Origin of the sequence: Rhizobium sp. BK376, from assembly GCF_004341625.1 — a bacterium.
GTDB lineage: Bacteria > Pseudomonadota > Alphaproteobacteria > Rhizobiales > Rhizobiaceae > Rhizobium.
The window spans coordinates 433,562-450,861 of sequence record NZ_SLZG01000004.1 but is presented as its reverse complement, the minus strand read 5'-3'; the positions used below and the strand labels follow the sequence as shown (position 1 = coordinate 450,861).

The window sequence follows — 17,300 nt, the reverse complement described above, 5'->3', positions numbered from 1 at the left end:
GCATGTATCATTCAGTCGCCCGCGAGTCCCCCATCGCGGTCCCGAATACGAGCAACATCGCCTTCCCCCTTTTAAAACGTAGAGTAATTCCCTTCATGGCTGAAATGAAGCTTCAAGAACTTAAGAACAAATCCCCGACCGATCTTCTGGCTTTTGCAGAATCGCTCGAGGTCGAAAATGCAAGCACGATGCGCAAACAGGAGCTCATGTTTGCCATATTAAAGATGCTCGCCAGCCAGGACGTGGAAATCATTGGGGAAGGCGTCGTGGAAGTCCTGCAGGATGGCTTCGGCTTTCTGCGTTCCGCCAATGCCAATTACCTGCCAGGCCCGGACGACATCTATATTTCTCCTTCCCAGATCCGTCGTTTCTCTCTGAAGACGGGTGATACCGTCGAAGGACCGATCCGCGGACCTAAGGAAGGGGAGCGTTATTTCGCGCTGCTTAAGGTCAACACGATCAATTTCGACGATCCGGAGCGCATCCGCCACAAGGTTCATTTCGACAATCTGACGCCACTCTATCCGAACGAGCGTTTCCGGATGGAGCTCGATATTCCGACGAGCAAGGATCTGTCCCCGCGTGTCATCGATCTCGTCGCGCCCCTCGGCAAGGGCCAGCGCGGCCTGATCGTCGCGCCGCCGCGCACCGGTAAGACGGTTCTGCTCCAGAACATCGCCCATTCGATCACGGCAAATCATCCGGAATGCTATCTGATCGTTCTGCTGATCGACGAACGGCCTGAGGAAGTCACCGACATGCAGCGCTCGGTTCGCGGCGAGGTTATCTCCTCGACCTTCGACGAACCCGCCGTGCGGCACGTCCAGGTGGCGGAGATGGTCATCGAAAAGGCCAAGCGGCTTGTCGAACATGGCCGTGACGTCGTCATCCTACTCGACTCGATCACCCGTCTCGGCCGCGCCTACAACACCGTCGTTCCCTCTTCCGGTAAGGTTCTGACAGGTGGTGTGGACGCGAATGCGCTTCAGCGTCCGAAGCGCTTCTTCGGCGCTGCCCGCAACATCGAAGAAGGCGGTTCGCTGACGATCATCGCAACCGCGCTCATCGATACCGGCAGCCGCATGGATGAAGTCATCTTCGAAGAATTCAAGGGTACCGGTAACTCGGAAATCGTCCTTGATCGCAAGGTCGCCGACAAGCGCATCTTCCCGGCAATGGATATTCTTAAGTCCGGCACGCGCAAGGAAGACCTTCTGGTGCCGCGACAGGACTTGCAGAAGATCTTCGTCCTTCGCCGTATTCTGGCTCCGATGGGAACGACCGATGCAATCGAGTTCCTGATCGACAAACTGAAGCAGACCAAGAACAATCCTGACTTCTTCGAGTCGATGAATACCTGATTTCCTTAGCCGGATTCAGCTGTTGGTTTATGCGGGTCGCACGTTGTGCGGCCCATATTTATTAGGGCCGCGAGTAACGATTCGGAACCGAACTGATTTGGCGTAGCGATGAGTAGGCTTCACACAGACACGATATTTGCGCTCTCCAGCGGCTCGCTGCCGGCTGGTGTAGCCGTTGTACGGGTGAGCGGACCGCAGGCAACCTTTATTCTCGAGCAACTGGTCGGATCTGTTCCGGCGCCGCGGCAGGCTGCCCTACGAACGATTCGGACTCGTAATGGAATCGTACTTGATAAGGGTTTGGTTCTATCCTTCCCGGCGCCGAATTCCTTTACCGGTGAGGACTGTATCGAAATTCAGCTCCACGGTGGCAAAGCCGTTGTGGCTGGCCTGCTGGCCGAACTTGATGCCTCCGATGACTGCAGGCTCGCCGAGCACGGTGAGTTCACCCGTCGAGCCATGGAAAATGGCCGGATGGATCTGGTCGAGGTAGAAGGCCTTGCCGATCTCATCGCTGCCGAGACGGAGATGCAGCGGCGCTTGGCCGTTGAACACAGCGCCGGAGGCCTTTCGGATCGCTATAGCGGCTGGGCTGATCGCCTGACGCGTGCACGGGCGCTGATCGAGGCGGAGCTCGATTTCGCGGACGAGGACGACGTCCCAGGATCAGTCTCTCAGCAGGTCTGGGCGGATATGGCGGAATTGCAGAAGGAGTTGTCCGTTCATTTGGCTGGCGCTGCCTTTGGTGAGATTGTCCGCGATGGGTTGAAAGTGGTAATCGCCGGCGCACCGAATTCCGGCAAGTCCAGCCTACTGAATGCCTTGGCGAGGCGTGAGGTGGCGATTGTTAACGATATTGCCGGCACGACGAGGGATGTTCTCCATGTCGACCTTGATATCGAAGGCTACGCCGTTCGTCTTTATGACACGGCCGGGCTGAGAGAGACGGAAGAGGTTGTTGAGAGAGAGGGCATTCGCAGAGCGCTTCATGCGGTCTCCGCGGCCGATGTGGTTCTCTCGCTGGCTGAGATCGGTCTTCCTGCGCAGCAGGATTTCCCTACTCTCTCCGGCAAGGTCTTTCGAATTGGCACGAAGCTCGACATTCGTGAATCGTCGGCGGATTATGATGTGTGCCTGTCCTCGACGACAGGCGAAGGTCTAGATAAGCTGAGGCTGCTCATTCTTGGGCATCTCCGCTCTTACGGTGATGGTTCGTCGCTTTCGTTGCCAAGCCGATTGCGGCATAGAAAGCTGCTTCAAGAGGCGACCGATTGGGTGGCGAGAGCGGCGGCTAGCTCGCAGGAGAGTCTGGATATTCGAGCCGAGTATCTTCGACTGGCATCCCAGAGCCTCGGACGGATCACAGGTCGCGTTGATGTTGAAGACTTACTTGATGTAATCTTCTCCGAGTTCTGCATTGGCAAATGATTCACGTGAAACAGCGATCTGCGCTATAAGGTGGCAACTGTTTCACGTGAAACCTTATAGGTTCCGACCGATCGTATTTGGTAGTATAGGAGCGCGAGATGCTCAATAAGACATATGATGTCATCGTTATCGGTGGCGGACACGCCGGCTGTGAGGCTGCGGCGGCGGCAGCGCGTATGGGCGCCAGTGTAGCCTTAGTTACTCATAAGAAAGAAACGATCGGGGTCATGTCGTGCAATCCGGCCATAGGCGGGCTGGGTAAAGGGCATTTGGTGAGGGAGATCGATGCCCTTGATGGCCTTATGGGTCGGGTCGCCGATGCCGCGGGTATTCAGTTTCGCATGCTGAACCGAAAGAAGGGACCTGCGGTCCGTGGTCCTCGCACCCAGGCCGATAGGAAGCTTTATCGAGAGACCATGCAGGCGGAAATCGCCTCGATCGAAAACCTTGATGTGATCGAGGGCGATGCTTTCGACTTGGAACTGAGCGATAGCGGCCTGACGGCAGTTATCCTGAAGGATGGTCGCATTCTGAAATGTGGGGCAGCCGTCCTCACAACCGGAACATTCCTGCGCGGATTGATTCACATCGGAAACGAACGGACACCCGCTGGACGTGTCGGAGAAGAACCGTCGCTTGGTCTTTCACAGACCTTGGCACGACGCGAGCTCCGGTTGGGGCGTCTGAAGACCGGCACGCCGGCCCGCTTGGATGGTAAGACGATCGATTGGGATAGCGTTGGGCGGCAAGGCGCGGACGCCGATCCAATCCCATTCTCCTTCATGACGGACGTAATCCGGAATGAGCAAATCGAGTGCGGCGTAACACGTACGACATCTGCGACACACAAGATTATAGCGGACAATCTGAATCAGTCCGCCATGTATTCCGGTCAGATCGAGGGCGTAGGGCCGCGCTATTGCCCCTCCATCGAGGATAAGATCGTCAAGTTTGGCGAACGAGACGGGCATCAAATATTTCTTGAGCCAGAGGGATTGGATGACGATACCGTCTATCCCAATGGAATTTCAACGTCCCTTCCCGCCTCGATTCAGGATCTGTTTATCAGAACTATTCCGGGGCTGGAACAAGTGCGGATCCTGCAACCAGGCTATGCGATTGAATATGATTACGTCGATCCGCGCGAACTCAAGCCATCGCTTGAAGTCAGAAAAGTTCCTGGCCTCTTTCTTGCCGGGCAGATTAACGGGACGACGGGATATGAGGAAGCCGCAGCGCAGGGGCTTCTCGCGGGGCTAAATGCTGCGCGAATGGCGTCGGGTGGCGCTTCTGTTCATCTTAGCCGCGCTCAATCCTATATTGGTGTGATGATCGATGATTTGACGTCTCGCGGCGTAGCAGAGCCCTACCGCATGTTCACTTCGCGCGCGGAATATCGGCTTTCGCTGCGCGTCGACAACGCTGATCTGCGGCTCACTCCGGTCGGCCTTGAAATCGGCTGCGTCAGGGAGGCCCGTGCCCAACGCTTCGGGAGCCACATTCGGGAGCTTGCCGAGGCGCGCGATACGCTGCGGAGTTTAAGTGTCACGCCAAAGGAGGCTGACAAGGCTGGGCTGAGGTTGAACCAGGACGGACAGCGGCGAACCGCCTATGAGATCTTGTCTTATCCGGACCAATCAATCGCGGCGCTTCGTGTGCTCTGGCCAGAACTTGGCGCTATTCGGCAGGCCGTTGCGGAGGCCATTCAGATTGAAGCGAGCTATGCGGTCTATATGGATCGGCAGGCAGCGGATATTGCGCAGACGCGCCGCGAGGAGGACCGGGTCATCCCGGACTCATTTGCATTTGACCAACTCTCTGGTCTGTCAAATGAGCTGAAACAAAAGCTGAGCTCGGTGCGCCCGGTGAATCTTGCGCAAGCAGCCCGCATAGAGGGGATGACACCAGCTGCGGTTTCGCTCCTGTTGGCCCAGCTTAAGAAACTGGAGAAGCAGCTCGCAGTTGCGCGCTCGGCTTAATCTTTGCAATGTTTGAGAGTCTCAAATGGAATTGAACGGTCTACGTGTTTCACGTGAAACACAGGAGCGCCTAGAGCATTTCGTATCGCTGTTTCGGAAATGGGCGGCGACGATCAATTTGGTTGCGCCATCGACCTTGGAAGACCTATGGCAGCGTCACGTTCTCGACAGCGCCCAGATCTTTCGGTTTAATACAAGCCCGGGTCGTTGGGTTGATCTTGGAAGTGGGGGTGGCTTTCCTGGCATTGTTACCGCGATTCTTCTTGCGGAGTCAGGGACCGGCCATGTCGATCTGATCGAGAGCAACCAGAAAAAGGCTGCCTTCTTACGGGTGTGTCTTCGCGAATGCTCGGCCCGAGGCGCGGTCCATGCAGTTCGGATTGAAGAAGCGCGCAAAATCGTCCCAGATTGCGATTTTCTCTCCGCTCGAGCGCTTGCTGATCTGGATACTCTGCTCGGCTATTCATATGGGTGGGCCGAACGCAACCCTGATCTTCGGTTAATTTTGCATAAAGGCCGGGATTACCAAACCGAAACTCAAAAAGCGCGTGGTCGTTGGGAATTTGATCTGGTAGAACATCAGAGTGTCGTTGAGCGGGATTCCGTTATCCTGGAAATCTCCGGACTCCGGCGGAAAGTTTAAACCATTTCAGGTGAGAGCGACCATGGCAGGCGAACGCAATCGTATAATCACCATCGCAAATCAGAAGGGTGGGGTCGGAAAGACCACTACCGCTATCAATCTCGCAACGGCGCTAGCGGCGATCGGCGAACGGGTGCTGATTGTTGACCTGGATCCTCAGGGCAATGCCAGCACTGGTCTCGGTATTGAGCGTCGCAACCGCAAATCATCCTCGTATGATTTGCTGGTCGGGACGCATGGCGTTCAGGAGGCGGTTCAGGAGACCGCAGTTCCTAATCTCTACATTATTCCGTCGACTATGGACTTGCTCGGCGTGGAAATGGAGATCTCTCAGCAGAGCGACCGAGTCTTCCGTCTGCGGCGCGCCCTCTCATCTGCCGAAGCTGCGGAATTTGCCTATATACTGGTTGATTGCCCGCCCTCGTTCAACCTGCTGACGATGAACGCAATGGCGGCCGCTCATTCCGTTCTGGTTCCGCTTCAGTGCGAGTTCTTTGCGCTGGAAGGTCTTAGTCAGCTTCTGGAGACCGTCGATCAGATTCGCCGGACTGTCAATCCGTCCTTGGACATCCAGGGTATCGTGCTGACGATGTTCGATGCCCGGAACAATCTGGCACAGCAGGTCGTCAGCGACGTTCGCACCCATTTGGGGGAGAAAGTCTATCATACGCTCATTCCCCGCAATGTCCGCGTATCGGAAGCTCCGTCCTATGGTAAGCCTGCGATTCTGTATGATCTGAAGTGCGCAGGCAGCCAGGCCTATCTTCAGCTTGCTTCTGAGGTTATTCAGAGGGAGCGGCTGCGCAAGGCGGCTGCATAGTTAAAAATTGGTATAAAGGCGAGTAAAGCGCGATGAACGATGATCCTTCAAAACGGCGCCTCGGCCGCGGGTTGGCTGCACTGATTGGAGAAATGGATCAATCGACGCCTGTTGAGACAGGACGTTCCGGCATCAATCCGGACCGGATGATCCCGATTGAGTTTGTCAGCCGTAATCCCAGGAACCCTCGTCGCTATTTCGACGAGGCCGAGCTTCATGATCTCGCGAGTTCGATCCGCCAGCATGGCATCGTTCAACCTGTGGTCGTTCGCACTATTTCAGCCGATCGATACGAGATAATAGCCGGCGAACGACGTTGGCGTGCCGCCCAGCTCGCAGGATTGGTCGAGATTCCGGTGATCGTTCGCGATGTGGATGACAAGACGGCGCTGGAGATCGCGATCGTCGAAAACGTCCAGCGTGCGGACCTCAACCCGCTCGAAGAAGCACTTGGCTACGAGCAGCTGATTGCTGAGCATGGTTACACGCAGAACGACCTTGGCGAGATCATCGGCAAGAGCCGCAGCCATGTGGCTAACTCATTGCGATTGCTGAAACTTCCCGATCCGGTACGTGACATGTTGGCCGGCGGAAGCCTGTCGGCAGGGCATGCTCGCGCCCTGGTATCGACATCAGATCCCGCGGCGCTGGCTCGGACCATCGTTTCCAAGGGCATGTCCGTGCGCGATGCCGAACGGCTTGCGCAGAACGATATTAAGGCCCAGAGCGAGCCACGCTCCGCTATTCCCAAGGGAGACACCAAGGATTCCGATACGCTCGCCCTGGAGCGCACGCTGTCGGACACTTTGGGGCTGGATGTCTCCATCAATCACAAGGGCAATGGCGGTGGTCAGGTTCGCATCGGCTACAAGACCCTGGAGCAGCTCGAAGAGATCTGCAGGTTGCTCGAGCGGCGCTGAGGCCGCTCGAAAGCCCATTGTTTCACAAATATCGATTTCGCCTTAGGCGACGACTAGCCCTTGCGGGCCGACTGCAGGGTCGTGCTCAGAAGCGTTTGTATGGCGATGCTGTCTTCCAGGCTGGGGCGTTGGCGGGTCTGGAAGATGGCGGCCTGAAGCCTGTTTGTTTCACGGGCGATTGCCGCCCCAGTCCATGTGCGCAACGCCTGCTCGATGACAGGCTTGCGCTTGAAATGCAGATGCCGGCCGTGTGTTTGCATCACCTGCGCCGGCTGCAGCCGCTTTTCATCCATCTCTAAGCGCATGGTATCGAGCATCTGAAACTGACGAAGACATCCCTGCAAAACAAGGAACATGGGTGTCTTCGAAGAAGCAATCTTTCGGATGGCATGCTGGAAGGCTTCGGTATCACCCTTCAGGACGGCGTCGACTGCGTCATCGGCAGAGACGGCACTGGCGTCGCCGATAATCTCGTTGACATGTTGCTCGTCAATCGTGTCTAGGCCGCGGCAATAAAGCGCCAGTTTGCTGATCTCGTTGCGAGAGGCGATGCGATCGCCGCCCAGGAGTTCCAGCAGGGTCTCTCTGGCGGCAGGCGTGATGCGGAGATGTTCTTTTGCCAGCTCACTATCAATCAAGCCGTTCAGAGCACGGGCGTCGTCAGCATAGCAGGCGATTGCTGCAACTGATCTGTTACCCTCCCCTATCTTGCGCAAGGCCGCGCCCTTTTTCAGGTCGCCGCCTTCGACGATGACAAAGCAGCTCTCGGGCGGCTTTTCGGCAATGACTTGGAGCGCATCGATGAGCGCTTTTTCGTTTGCGGCGCCCCGCACCCAGACGAGCCGCTCGCCTCCAAACAACCCAATGGAGTTGACTTCATCGATGAGGCGGCCAGGAACGCCACTCAGATCGCCGACGTCGAGCTTCAGGAGCGAAAAAGGGTCGTCGAGGGCAATCTTTGTCCCTTGGGCAATTGCCGCTGCACGCTCTGAGACGAGCCCGCGATCGGGCCCGTAGACGATAAAGATCCTGTAATTGCGCGCCGAGCCTTGTAGGAATCCGTCAAATTCGTGTGACTTGATTTCCGTCATCTCGACGACCGGGCATTCAACGGCTGAGCGTCGCGGCGAGATCGGCTGCGACCAGCTCTGCGGCTTCCGCCGCAGCACGGTTTTCGGAATCGATGTCGGCGCGGATCTTGCCGAATTCCTGCGTCGGCTGGTCAAGCAGCGAGGTCGCGGCGCGGTTGCCGGCCTTCAGTACCTTGCCGTCGCTTATCCGCTTCAGCATGTAGGACACAGTCACGGTCGTACGCGCTGCCGCCGACGTCGAAGACGATGGCAGATAGATGACGCCTGAAGTCCCTGACGTCACCGTCAAAGTGACGTCATATTGCGGGTTCTTTGGTTCGCCGCCGCCGTGGTTGGCTATGAAGACGAGGTGGTTCCGGACTTCAAGGCCAACCCGGCTACCAACGTCAGAGAAGGATACGGCGGCGAGCTTCTGGGTCACGCCGGTATTCTCGGCATAGAGCGGCCGCACCTGGCAGGAGGAAAGCAAGCCGCCGACCGCGACCAAAGACACCACGCCCGCAGCGCGGGCGAGCTTCAGAATGAAATCAGACGACAATGTTTACGATCCTCTGTGGAACGACAATGATCTTTTTTGGCGCCTGACCATTCAACGCACTTTGGACGGCATCCAAGGCTAGTACAGCACTCGTTACGGCATCTTGATCCGCGTCGCGCGCGATTGTCAATTCGGCGCGCTTCTTGCCGTTGATCTGTACCGGCAGCATGACCTCGTTTTCCACCACCAAGGCTTCGTCGTAGTCAGGCCAGGCCGACATCGCGATCAAATGCGTGTTGCCAATGGCAGACGAGCATTCTTCGGCCAGATGGGGCGTGATCGGCGCCACGATGGCGATCAGGATCTCGACAGCCTCGCGGATAGCGGCGCTATAGGCCTTGTCGGCCTCACCAGCGGCAACTTTCGCCAACGGGGCGGCAAGGGCGTTCACGAACTCGTAGATGCGCGCCACGGCCTTGTTGAAGGCGAGCTTGTCGTAGTCGCCCTGGACGGCTTTCAGCGTCCGATGCGCAATCTGCGAAACGGGCAGCGCTTCGCCATCCTTAGCCGGAGTCGATTCGATACCGCTCAGTGCCTCGGCAGCCTCGGACACCAAACGCCAGACACGCTGGGTGAAACGATGTGCGCCTTCAACGCCTGCTTCGGACCAGATGACGTCGCGATCCGGCGGCGAATCGGAGAGAACGAAGAAGCGTGCCGTATCGGCGCCGTAGGATGCGATGATATCATCCGGGTCGACCACGTTCTTCTTCGACTTCGACATTTTTTCGATCGAGCCGATGGTCACTTCTTCGCCGCTCGACAACAGGACCGCGCGGCGCTTGCCGTCGATTTCCTCGATGCGCAGATCGGCCGGCGATATCCATTCGCGAGTCAGGCCCTGGCTGCGGCTGTACGTCTCATGAACCACCATGCCCTGGGTAAACAGACCTTTGAACGGCTCGTTGACACCCACATGGCCGGTTTCGCGCATGGCGCGGGTAAAGAAGCGCGAATAGAGCAGATGCAGGATCGCGTGCTCGATGCCGCCGATATATTGGTCCACAGGCAGCCAGCGATCGGCAACGGCCTTGTCCGTCGGCTGGTCTTCCCAGGGTGCCGTGAAGCGGGTGTAGTACCAGCTCGAATCGACGAAGGTATCCATCGTATCCGTCTCGCGCCGGGCTTCCTTGCCGCAATGCGGGCAAGCGACCTGTCGCCAGGTCGGATGCCGATCCAGCGGATTGCCAGGCTGGTCGAAGGTCACGTCGTCAGGCAATTTGACCGGGAGATCCTGCTTCGGCACCGGCAGGACACCGCAATCGTCGCAATGGATAACCGGGATCGGGCAGCCCCAGTAGCGCTGGCGGGAAATACCCCAGTCGCGCAGGCGGAAATTCACCTTGCGCTCGGCCTGCGGCTCGTTGCCGAGCGTTGCGGCGGACAATTTCCTGGCGACGGTTTCAAATGCCTCGTCCGTAGACATGCCGTCGAGGAAGCGCGAGTTGATCATCACGCCGTCACCGTCATAGGCGGTATCGCCGACGGTGAAGCTTGCTGCATCACCATCTGCCGGCACGACGACGGGAACGACCGGCAGGCCGTATTTGCGGGCGAAATCCAGGTCGCGCTGGTCGCCGGAAGGGCAGCCGAAGATCGCGCCGGTACCGTAGTCCATCAGCACGAAATTGGCGACATAGACCGGCAGCTCCCAGGATGGATCGAGCGGATGCCTGACGCGGATGCCGGTGTCCATGCCCTTTTTCTCAGCCGTTTCCAGGGCTGCCAGCGAGGTGCCGGCGCGGCGGCACTCCTCGCAGAAGGCATCGATAGCCGGATTCTCAGCGGCTGCATCCCTTGCCAGCGGGTGATCCGCTGCGATCGCCAGGAAGGACGCGCCAAAAAGCGTATCGGGGCGCGTGGTATAGACGGTGACTTCACGGTCTTCGCTCTGGGCCGTACCGGGTACGATTTCCCAGCGAATGGTCAGGCCTTCGGAGCGACCGATCCAGTTTTTCTGCATCAACCGCACTTTTTCCGGCCACTGGTCGAGCGTGTCCAGCGCGTCCAGCAGATCCTGGCTGAATTCGGTGATCTTGAAGAACCATTGCGTCAGCTCGCGCTGCTCGACCAGGGCGCCAGAGCGCCAGCCGCGACCGTCGATCACCTGCTCGTTGGCAAGCACGGTGTTGTCGACCGGATCCCAGTTCACCTTGGACTTCTTGCGGTAAACCAGCCCCTTTTCCATCATGTCGATGAAGAGCATCTGCTGGCGATGATAATATTCGACGTCGCAAGTGGCGAATTCACGGCTCCAGTCGAGCGAAAGGCCCATCGCCTTCAGCTGCGAGCGCATGGAAGCGATGTTCTGATAGGTCCATTCCTTGGGATGAACCTTGTTGTCGCGGGCAGCATTTTCGGCCGGCATGCCGAAAGCATCCCAACCCATCGGGTGGAGCACATTGTAGCCGCGGGCGCGCTTGTAGCGGGCGACGACATCGCCCATGGCATAGTTGCGAACGTGGCCCATGTGAATGCGGCCCGACGGATAGGGAAACATTTCAAGGACGTAGTATTTTTCGCGCGGATCGGCGTTGTCGGTAACGAAGACCTTTTCCTCGTTCCACTTCTGCTGCCAACGCGGTTCGGCGTCGCGCGGATTATAACGTTCGGTAGCCATCAGACCTGTATTCCGGAAAAATCATGGGAGTTGGTGGTGACCTTCATCACGAAACCAATCGAGCGTCAAGTTTGGCGGGTATTTCAGAAGTCGAGACAGGGGCTTTAAGCGTCGGATTCTGCAAGCTGGGCCTTGGCAAGAGCGTGGCCGCTCTTTACTTCAGAAATCACGAAGCAGCACTTATGTCGAGGCGAGACGATGGAACTTCAAGAGCGGCTGAACGATGTGCGTCTGCATGTTGCAACAGCGGAACAGCAGGCGGGGCGCCCCGAAGGTTCGGTGCAGATCGTCGCCGTCTCGAAGACGTTCGAGGCGGACGTGATCCGGCTGGCGATCGAATCGGGCCAGCGTGTCTTCGGGGAAAACCGTGTCCAGGAAAGCCAGGGCAAGTGGCCGGAACTGAAGGCCGAGACATCCGGTATCGAGCTCCATCTCATCGGGCCGCTGCAATCCAACAAGGCTGCCGAGGCGGTGGCGCTATTCGACGTCATCGAGACTGTCGACCGTGAAAAGATCGCGCGCACGCTGGCCGACGAGATGAAGCGCCAGGATCGCGTCCTCAGGCTCTACGTGCAGGTCAATACCGGGCTTGAGCCGCAGAAGGCGGGGATTGCGCCGGACGATGCTGTTTCCTTCGTGACGCTGTGCCGTGACGAACTCGGGCTTTCGATCGAAGGTCTGATGTGCATTCCACCGGCGGAAGAAAATCCGGGTCCGCATTTTGCACTTCTTGCGAAGCTTGCAAAGAAATGCGGTGTCGAGAAGCTCTCGATGGGCATGTCCGGTGACTATGAAACCGCGATTGCCTTTGGCGCCACCAGCGTTCGTGTGGGTTCCGCTATTTTCGGGGCACGCTGAGCCGAAGCTTTTACCGCTTTGGTCGGGCTTCCTGTATCCCCTCCCCTCCCCTAGATTGTCCTGATATCGGCTTGCATATCCTGGGGAGGAGCGAATGCAGAGCGAGTATGATCAGGTCTATGCGGCCTGGAAGAGCGATTCCGAGGGTTTCTGGGAGCGTGCCGCTCAGGGACTCGACTGGTTCAAGCCTGCGAAAAAGGTCTTTGCCGCTGACGATGGCGTCCATGGGCGCTGGTTTATCGGCGCTGAGACCAACACTTGTTACAATTGCGTCGATCGGCATGTCCTTGCCGGACGTGGGGCCGATACGGCTGTCATCTTCGACAGCCCAATGACGGGTGCCAAGCGCCGCTTCAGTTTCGGCGACGTGCTGCGCGAGGTGAAGGCAATTGCGGCCGTCTTGATCGGTCTCGGCGTCGGCAAAGGCGATAGGGTCATTCTGTATATGCCGATGGTGCCGGAAGCGGTCTTCTCCATGCTCGCCTGCGCGCGCATTGGCGCAGTTCATTCCGTCGTCTTCGGCGGATTTGCCGCCAATGAGCTGGCGAGCCGCATCGACGACTCCGGTGCAAAGCTCGTCATCACGGCGAGCTGCGGGCTGGAGCCGGGCCGTGCGGTTGCCTACAAACCCTTGCTCGACCTGGCGATGTCCCTGGTCAAGGTGAAGCCGGAACATTGCCTTGTGCTGCAGAGGCCGGAGTTGGCGGCTGAGTTGCTGCCTGGGCGAGATATCGATTTCGAGACCGCGGTTATGGAGGAGCGGGAGCGCGGCGCCGATATCGCTTGCACGCCGGTCGGAGCCACCGACCCGCTCTATATACTCTACACGTCGGGGACCACGGGTCAGCCAAAAGGCGTTGTGCGCGACAATGGCGGGCATATGGTTGCGCTTTATTGGTCGTTGTCGGCGATCTTTGGGATGAAGCCGGGAGAGGTTTTCTGGGCCGTCTCGGATATCGGCTGGGTGGTCGGCCATTCCTACATCGTTTATGCGCCGCTGCTTGCTGGTGTCACGACCGTCGTCTTCGAGGGCAAGCCGGTGGGCACGCCGGATGCGGGAACGTTCTGGCGGATTTGTGCTGAGCATCAGGTCAAGGTGCTTTTTACCGCGCCGACGGCGTTTCGCGCCATCAGGCGTGACGATCCCGAAGGCGATTTCATCAAGGCCTATCGCATGCCGCATTTTCGGGCGCTGTTTCTCGCCGGCGAACGCGCAGACCCGGAAACGCTGAAATGGGCGGAGCGGATGCTGGGAGTGCCGGTCATCGATCATTGGTGGCAGACGGAAACGGGCTGGCCGATCGTCGCAAATCCGCTGGGGCTCGGCCTTTTGCCGGTCAAGCACGGCTCGCCGTCGGTGCCGATGCCGGGTTATGCGGTCGAGGTTCTGGATGATGCGGGCCATCCCGTGCCTGCTGGCACCCTCGGCAATGTCGTTCTCCGGCTGCCCTTGCCGCCCGGTTGTCTGCCGACGCTGTGGAACGCGGACGAGCGCTTTCGAGCGGTCTATCTCACGGAGTTTCCCGGCTATTACAAGACCGCCGATGCTGGCTATATCGACGAGGACGGCTATCTCTTCATCATGGCGCGCACGGACGACATCATCAATTGTGCGGGCCATCGGCTGTCCACGGGCGCGATGGAGGAAGTGTGCGCGCGCCACCCCGATGTCGCGGAATGCGCTGTCGTCGGCGTCAGCGACAGCCTTAAGGGACAGGTGCCCTGCGGCTTCCTAGTGCTGAAGAAAAATGTTTCACGGGAAACAGTGGCTATCGAGAACGAGGTTGTGCGGCTGATCCGTGACGAAATCGGGCCGGTTGCCTGCTTCAAGACGGCAATCGTCGTCAAGCGACTGCCGAAGACCCGCTCCGGCAAGATCCTGCGGGGGACGATGCAGAAGATCGCAGATGGCGTGCCATGGAAAATGCCCGCCACCATCGACGATCCCGCCATCCTCGACGAGATTGGTGCCGCCTTGCGTGAGCGAGGATACGGTTCGGTGGCGCTCTAGGCGCCTCCCTCGTCTCTCAAAGGCAAAAATAAAGCCCGGCGAAAAGCCGGGCTTGATCCATGTCCTGGAAGTGGTCGATCTTAGTACTGATCGTCCTCGTCTTCGTCCTTGGGGGTCGACTTGAGCGACTTGAGCTTGGCGAAAACGGCGTCGGCGTCGATTTCCTTTTCCTTCTCCTCGTCGCGATCGTAGCTGAAGCCGAGCTTCTCGGTTTCCTGCGCCGGCTGCAGCGTTGCGCCGAGTTCGGCGGCGGTCGGCAGCGGACGGCCCTTGGCGGCCTTTTCGACTTCCATGTCGAGGTCGATCTGGCTGCAGAGGCCAAGCGTGACCGGATCCATCGGGGTCAGGTTGGTCGAGTTCCAGTGTGTGCGGTCGCGGATCTGCTCGATGGTCGACTTGGTCGTGCCGACGAGGCGGGAAATCTGCGCGTCCTTCAGTTCCGGATGGTTGCGAACCAGCCAGAGAATGGCGTTCGGGCGATCCTGGCGCTTGGAAACCGGCGTGTAGCGCGGGCCCCGACGCTTGGATTCCGGCACGCGAACCTTCGGCTCGGAGAGCTTCAGCTTGTAGTTCGGGTTGCCTTCCGCGCGGGCGATTTCATCGCGCGACAGCTGGCCTGTCGAAATCGGATCCAGGCCCTTGATGCCCTGCGCGGCTTCGCCGTCCGCGATTGCCTTGACCTCGAGCGGATGCAGCTTGCAGAACTGCGCGATCTGGTCGAAAGACAAGGCGGTATTGTCGACGAGCCAGATGGCGGTCGCCTTCGGCATGAGCAGTTGTTGAGCCATGGATATAGTCCTTCTGTCGTCCGCGCCGGTGTCGCGGTCGGTGGGTTTCACCATATTGTCCGGGAAATATAGCGCTATATAACCGCAGTGACACAGAATTGCAATTCTTTGAGGACGAAATGACCTTTGTCTAATTGCTCCCGTGACTTGACCTGCTATTGATTGGCCCGAAAGACCGCCCATACTTCCTCGAACCGGGTATCGCGGCGGCGCATATTTGAGGAGGAAACCATGTCGGAAAAGATTTATCCGGTCACCAAGGCCGTCAAAAGCCATGCCCTGATCGACAAGGCCAAATATGAGAAATGGTATCAGGAGAGCGTCGAGGATCCCGACAAGTTCTGGGGCAAGCATGGCAAGCGCATCGACTGGTTCAAGCCCTATACAAAAGTCAAGAATACGTCCTTCAAGGGCAAGGTTTCGATCAAATGGTTCGAGGACGGGCTCACCAACGTTTCCTATAATTGCATCGACCGGCACCTAAAGACGCATGGCGATCGCGTCGCCTTCATCTGGGAAGGCGACAATCCCTATATCGACAAGAAGGTCACCTATAACGAGCTTTACGAGCATGTCTGCCGCATGGCGAACGTGCTGAAGAAGCATGGCGTCAAGAAGGGTGACCGTGTCACCATCTACATGCCGATGATCCCGGAAGCGGCCTATGCGATGCTGGCCTGCGCGCGCATCGGAGCTGTCCATTCCGTGGTCTTCGGAGGCTTTTCACCTGATGCGCTCGCCGGCCGCATCGTCGACTGCGAGTCCACCTTCGTCATTACCTGCGACGAAGGTGTGCGCGGCGGCAAGCCGATCCCTCTCAAGGACAACACCGATTCCGCCATCCATATCGCCGCGCGCCAGCATGTAATTGTCGACAAGGTACTCGTCGTGCGCCGTACGGGCGGCAAGACCGGCTGGGCGCCGGGACGCGACCTCTGGTATCACCAGGAAGTCGCGACCGTGAAGGCCGAATGCCCGCCTGTCAAAATGAAGGCCGAAGACCCGCTCTTCATTCTCTATACGTCGGGCTCTACCGGCAAGCCCAAGGGCGTGCTGCACACGACGGGCGGCTATCTCGTCTTCGCGTCGATGACGCATGAATATACGTTCGATTACCATGATGGCGATGTCTACTGGTGCACGGCCGATGTCGGCTGGGTGACGGGTCATTCCTACATCGTCTACGGGCCGTTATCGAACTGCGCCACGTCGCTGATGTTCGAGGGAGTACCGAACTTCCCGGACCAGGGGCGCTTCTGGGAGATCATCGACAAGCATCAGGTCAATATCTTCTACACGGCGCCGACCGCGATCCGTTCGCTGATGGGCGCCGGCGATCATTTCGTGAAGCGCTCGTCGCGCTCCAGCCTGCGCCTGCTCGGCACGGTCGGTGAGCCGATCAATCCTGAAGCCTGGGAATGGTACTATCATGTCGTCGGCGACGGACGCTGCCCTGTCGTCGACACCTGGTGGCAGACGGAAACAGGCGGCCACATGATCACGCCGCTGCCCGGCGCAACGGCCCTGAAACCCGGCTCCGCAACGACGCCCTTCTTCGGCGTCAAGCCCGAGTTGGTAGATGCCGAAGGCAAGGTGCTCGAAGGTGCTGCCGACGGCAATCTTTGCATCGCCGACAGCTGGCCGGGCCAGATGCGCACGGTCTATGGCGACCATGAGCGTTTCATCCAGACCTATTTCTCCACCTACAAGGGGAAATACTTCACCGGCGACGGCTGCCGCCGCGACGAGGACGGCTATTACTGGATCACCGGCCGCGTCGATGATGTTCTCAACGTCTCCGGCCATCGCCTCGGCACGGCAGAAGTCGAATCGGCGCTCGTCTCGCACAATCTGGTGTCGGAAGCCGCCGTTGTCGGCTATCCACACGCGATCAAGGGTCAGGGCATCTATTGCTATGTCACCCTTATGGCTGGCCATGAGGGAACGGATGCCCTGAGGCAGGATCTGGTGAAGCATGTCCGCACTGAGATCGGTCCGATTGCGGCGCCGGACAAGATCCAGTTCGCCCCGGGCCTGCCGAAGACCCGGTCGGGCAAGATCATGCGCCGCATCCTGCGCAAGATCGCCGAGGACGATTTCGGTTCGCTCGGCGATACCTCGACGCTGGCCGATCCGGCAGTGGTCGACGATCTCATCGCAAACCGGCAGAACAAGGCGAATGCCGCTTAAGTGGTTGCCAACGGGTATCTTCGGCGGCGTCGGCCCGTCGGGAAGCCCAGCAA

General features: G+C 58.6%; 13 protein-coding genes. 9 read left to right on the top strand and 4 right to left on the bottom strand.

Annotated elements, in window-relative coordinates:
• Positions 1-95 precede the first annotated feature (95 nt).
• From rho to EV561_RS14145, 6 genes are all read left to right on the top strand, one after another.
• A complete protein-coding gene (gene rho / locus EV561_RS14170; RefSeq protein ID WP_132522471.1) occupies positions 96-1,361 on the top strand; it encodes a transcription termination factor Rho in 1,266 nt (421 codons plus the stop codon).
• 108 nt (positions 1,362-1,469) lie between these two features.
• Positions 1,470-2,789, top strand: coding sequence for a tRNA uridine-5-carboxymethylaminomethyl(34) synthesis GTPase MnmE (mnmE, locus tag EV561_RS14165; protein ID WP_132522469.1), 1,320 nt, complete (start codon positions 1,470-1,472; stop codon positions 2,787-2,789).
• 98 nt (positions 2,790-2,887) lie between these two features.
• Complete coding sequence (mnmG, locus tag EV561_RS14160; protein WP_132522467.1) at positions 2,888-4,768, top strand: tRNA uridine-5-carboxymethylaminomethyl(34) synthesis enzyme MnmG; 1,881 nt, start codon at positions 2,888-2,890, stop codon at positions 4,766-4,768.
• A 25-nt stretch (positions 4,769-4,793) separates the two neighbouring features.
• Positions 4,794-5,411, top strand: a complete 618-nt coding sequence (gene rsmG, locus EV561_RS14155) for a 16S rRNA (guanine(527)-N(7))-methyltransferase RsmG (protein ID WP_132522465.1) — start codon at positions 4,794-4,796, stop codon at positions 5,409-5,411.
• A gap of 22 nt (positions 5,412-5,433) precedes the next feature.
• A complete protein-coding gene (locus EV561_RS14150; RefSeq protein ID WP_132522463.1) occupies positions 5,434-6,231 on the top strand; it encodes a ParA family protein in 798 nt (265 codons plus the stop codon).
• 32 nt (positions 6,232-6,263) lie between these two features.
• Entirely contained in the window at positions 6,264-7,151 is an 888-nt protein-coding gene (locus EV561_RS14145) for a ParB/RepB/Spo0J family partition protein (protein ID WP_132522461.1), read from the top strand.
• Positions 7,152-7,204: 53 nt separating this feature from the next.
• Here the strand turns inward: EV561_RS14145 and holA are convergent, their stop codons facing one another.
• From holA to leuS, 3 genes are read right to left on the bottom strand one after another with little or no spacing between them, the layout of a single operon-like run.
• Positions 7,205-8,242 carry a DNA polymerase III subunit delta gene (gene holA / locus EV561_RS14140; protein ID WP_132522459.1) on the bottom strand — a complete coding sequence of 346 codons (1,038 nt, stop codon included), beginning with the start codon at positions 8,240-8,242 and terminating at the stop codon, positions 7,205-7,207.
• A 16-nt stretch (positions 8,243-8,258) separates the two neighbouring features.
• Complete coding sequence (locus EV561_RS14135; RefSeq protein WP_132522457.1) at positions 8,259-8,780, bottom strand: hypothetical protein; 522 nt, start codon at positions 8,778-8,780, stop codon at positions 8,259-8,261.
• A complete protein-coding gene (leuS, locus tag EV561_RS14130; RefSeq protein ID WP_132522455.1) occupies positions 8,770-11,400 on the bottom strand; it encodes a leucine--tRNA ligase in 2,631 nt (876 codons plus the stop codon). The genes EV561_RS14135 and leuS overlap by 11 nt, the downstream gene beginning before the upstream one ends.
• Positions 11,401-11,598: 198 nt before the next feature.
• Between leuS and EV561_RS14125 the strand changes: the two genes are divergently transcribed.
• On the top strand, positions 11,599-12,258 hold the full coding sequence (locus EV561_RS14125; protein WP_132522453.1) for a YggS family pyridoxal phosphate-dependent enzyme: 660 nt from the start codon (positions 11,599-11,601) through the stop codon (positions 12,256-12,258).
• A 94-nt stretch (positions 12,259-12,352) separates the two neighbouring features.
• Positions 12,353-14,269 carry a propionyl-CoA synthetase gene (locus EV561_RS14120; protein ID WP_132522451.1) on the top strand — a complete coding sequence of 639 codons (1,917 nt, stop codon included), beginning with the start codon at positions 12,353-12,355 and terminating at the stop codon, positions 14,267-14,269.
• 80 nt (positions 14,270-14,349) lie between these two features.
• Here EV561_RS14120 and EV561_RS14115 read toward each other — a convergent pair whose 3' ends face one another.
• Entirely contained in the window at positions 14,350-15,057 is a 708-nt protein-coding gene (locus EV561_RS14115) for a DUF1013 domain-containing protein (RefSeq protein WP_132522449.1), read from the bottom strand.
• A gap of 231 nt (positions 15,058-15,288) precedes the next feature.
• On the opposite strand from EV561_RS14115, the gene acs reads away from it, so the two are divergent.
• Positions 15,289-17,247 carry an acetate--CoA ligase gene (gene acs, locus EV561_RS14110; protein WP_132522447.1) on the top strand — a complete coding sequence of 653 codons (1,959 nt, stop codon included), beginning with the start codon at positions 15,289-15,291 and terminating at the stop codon, positions 17,245-17,247.
• The last annotated feature ends 53 nt before the right edge of the window (positions 17,248-17,300 follow it).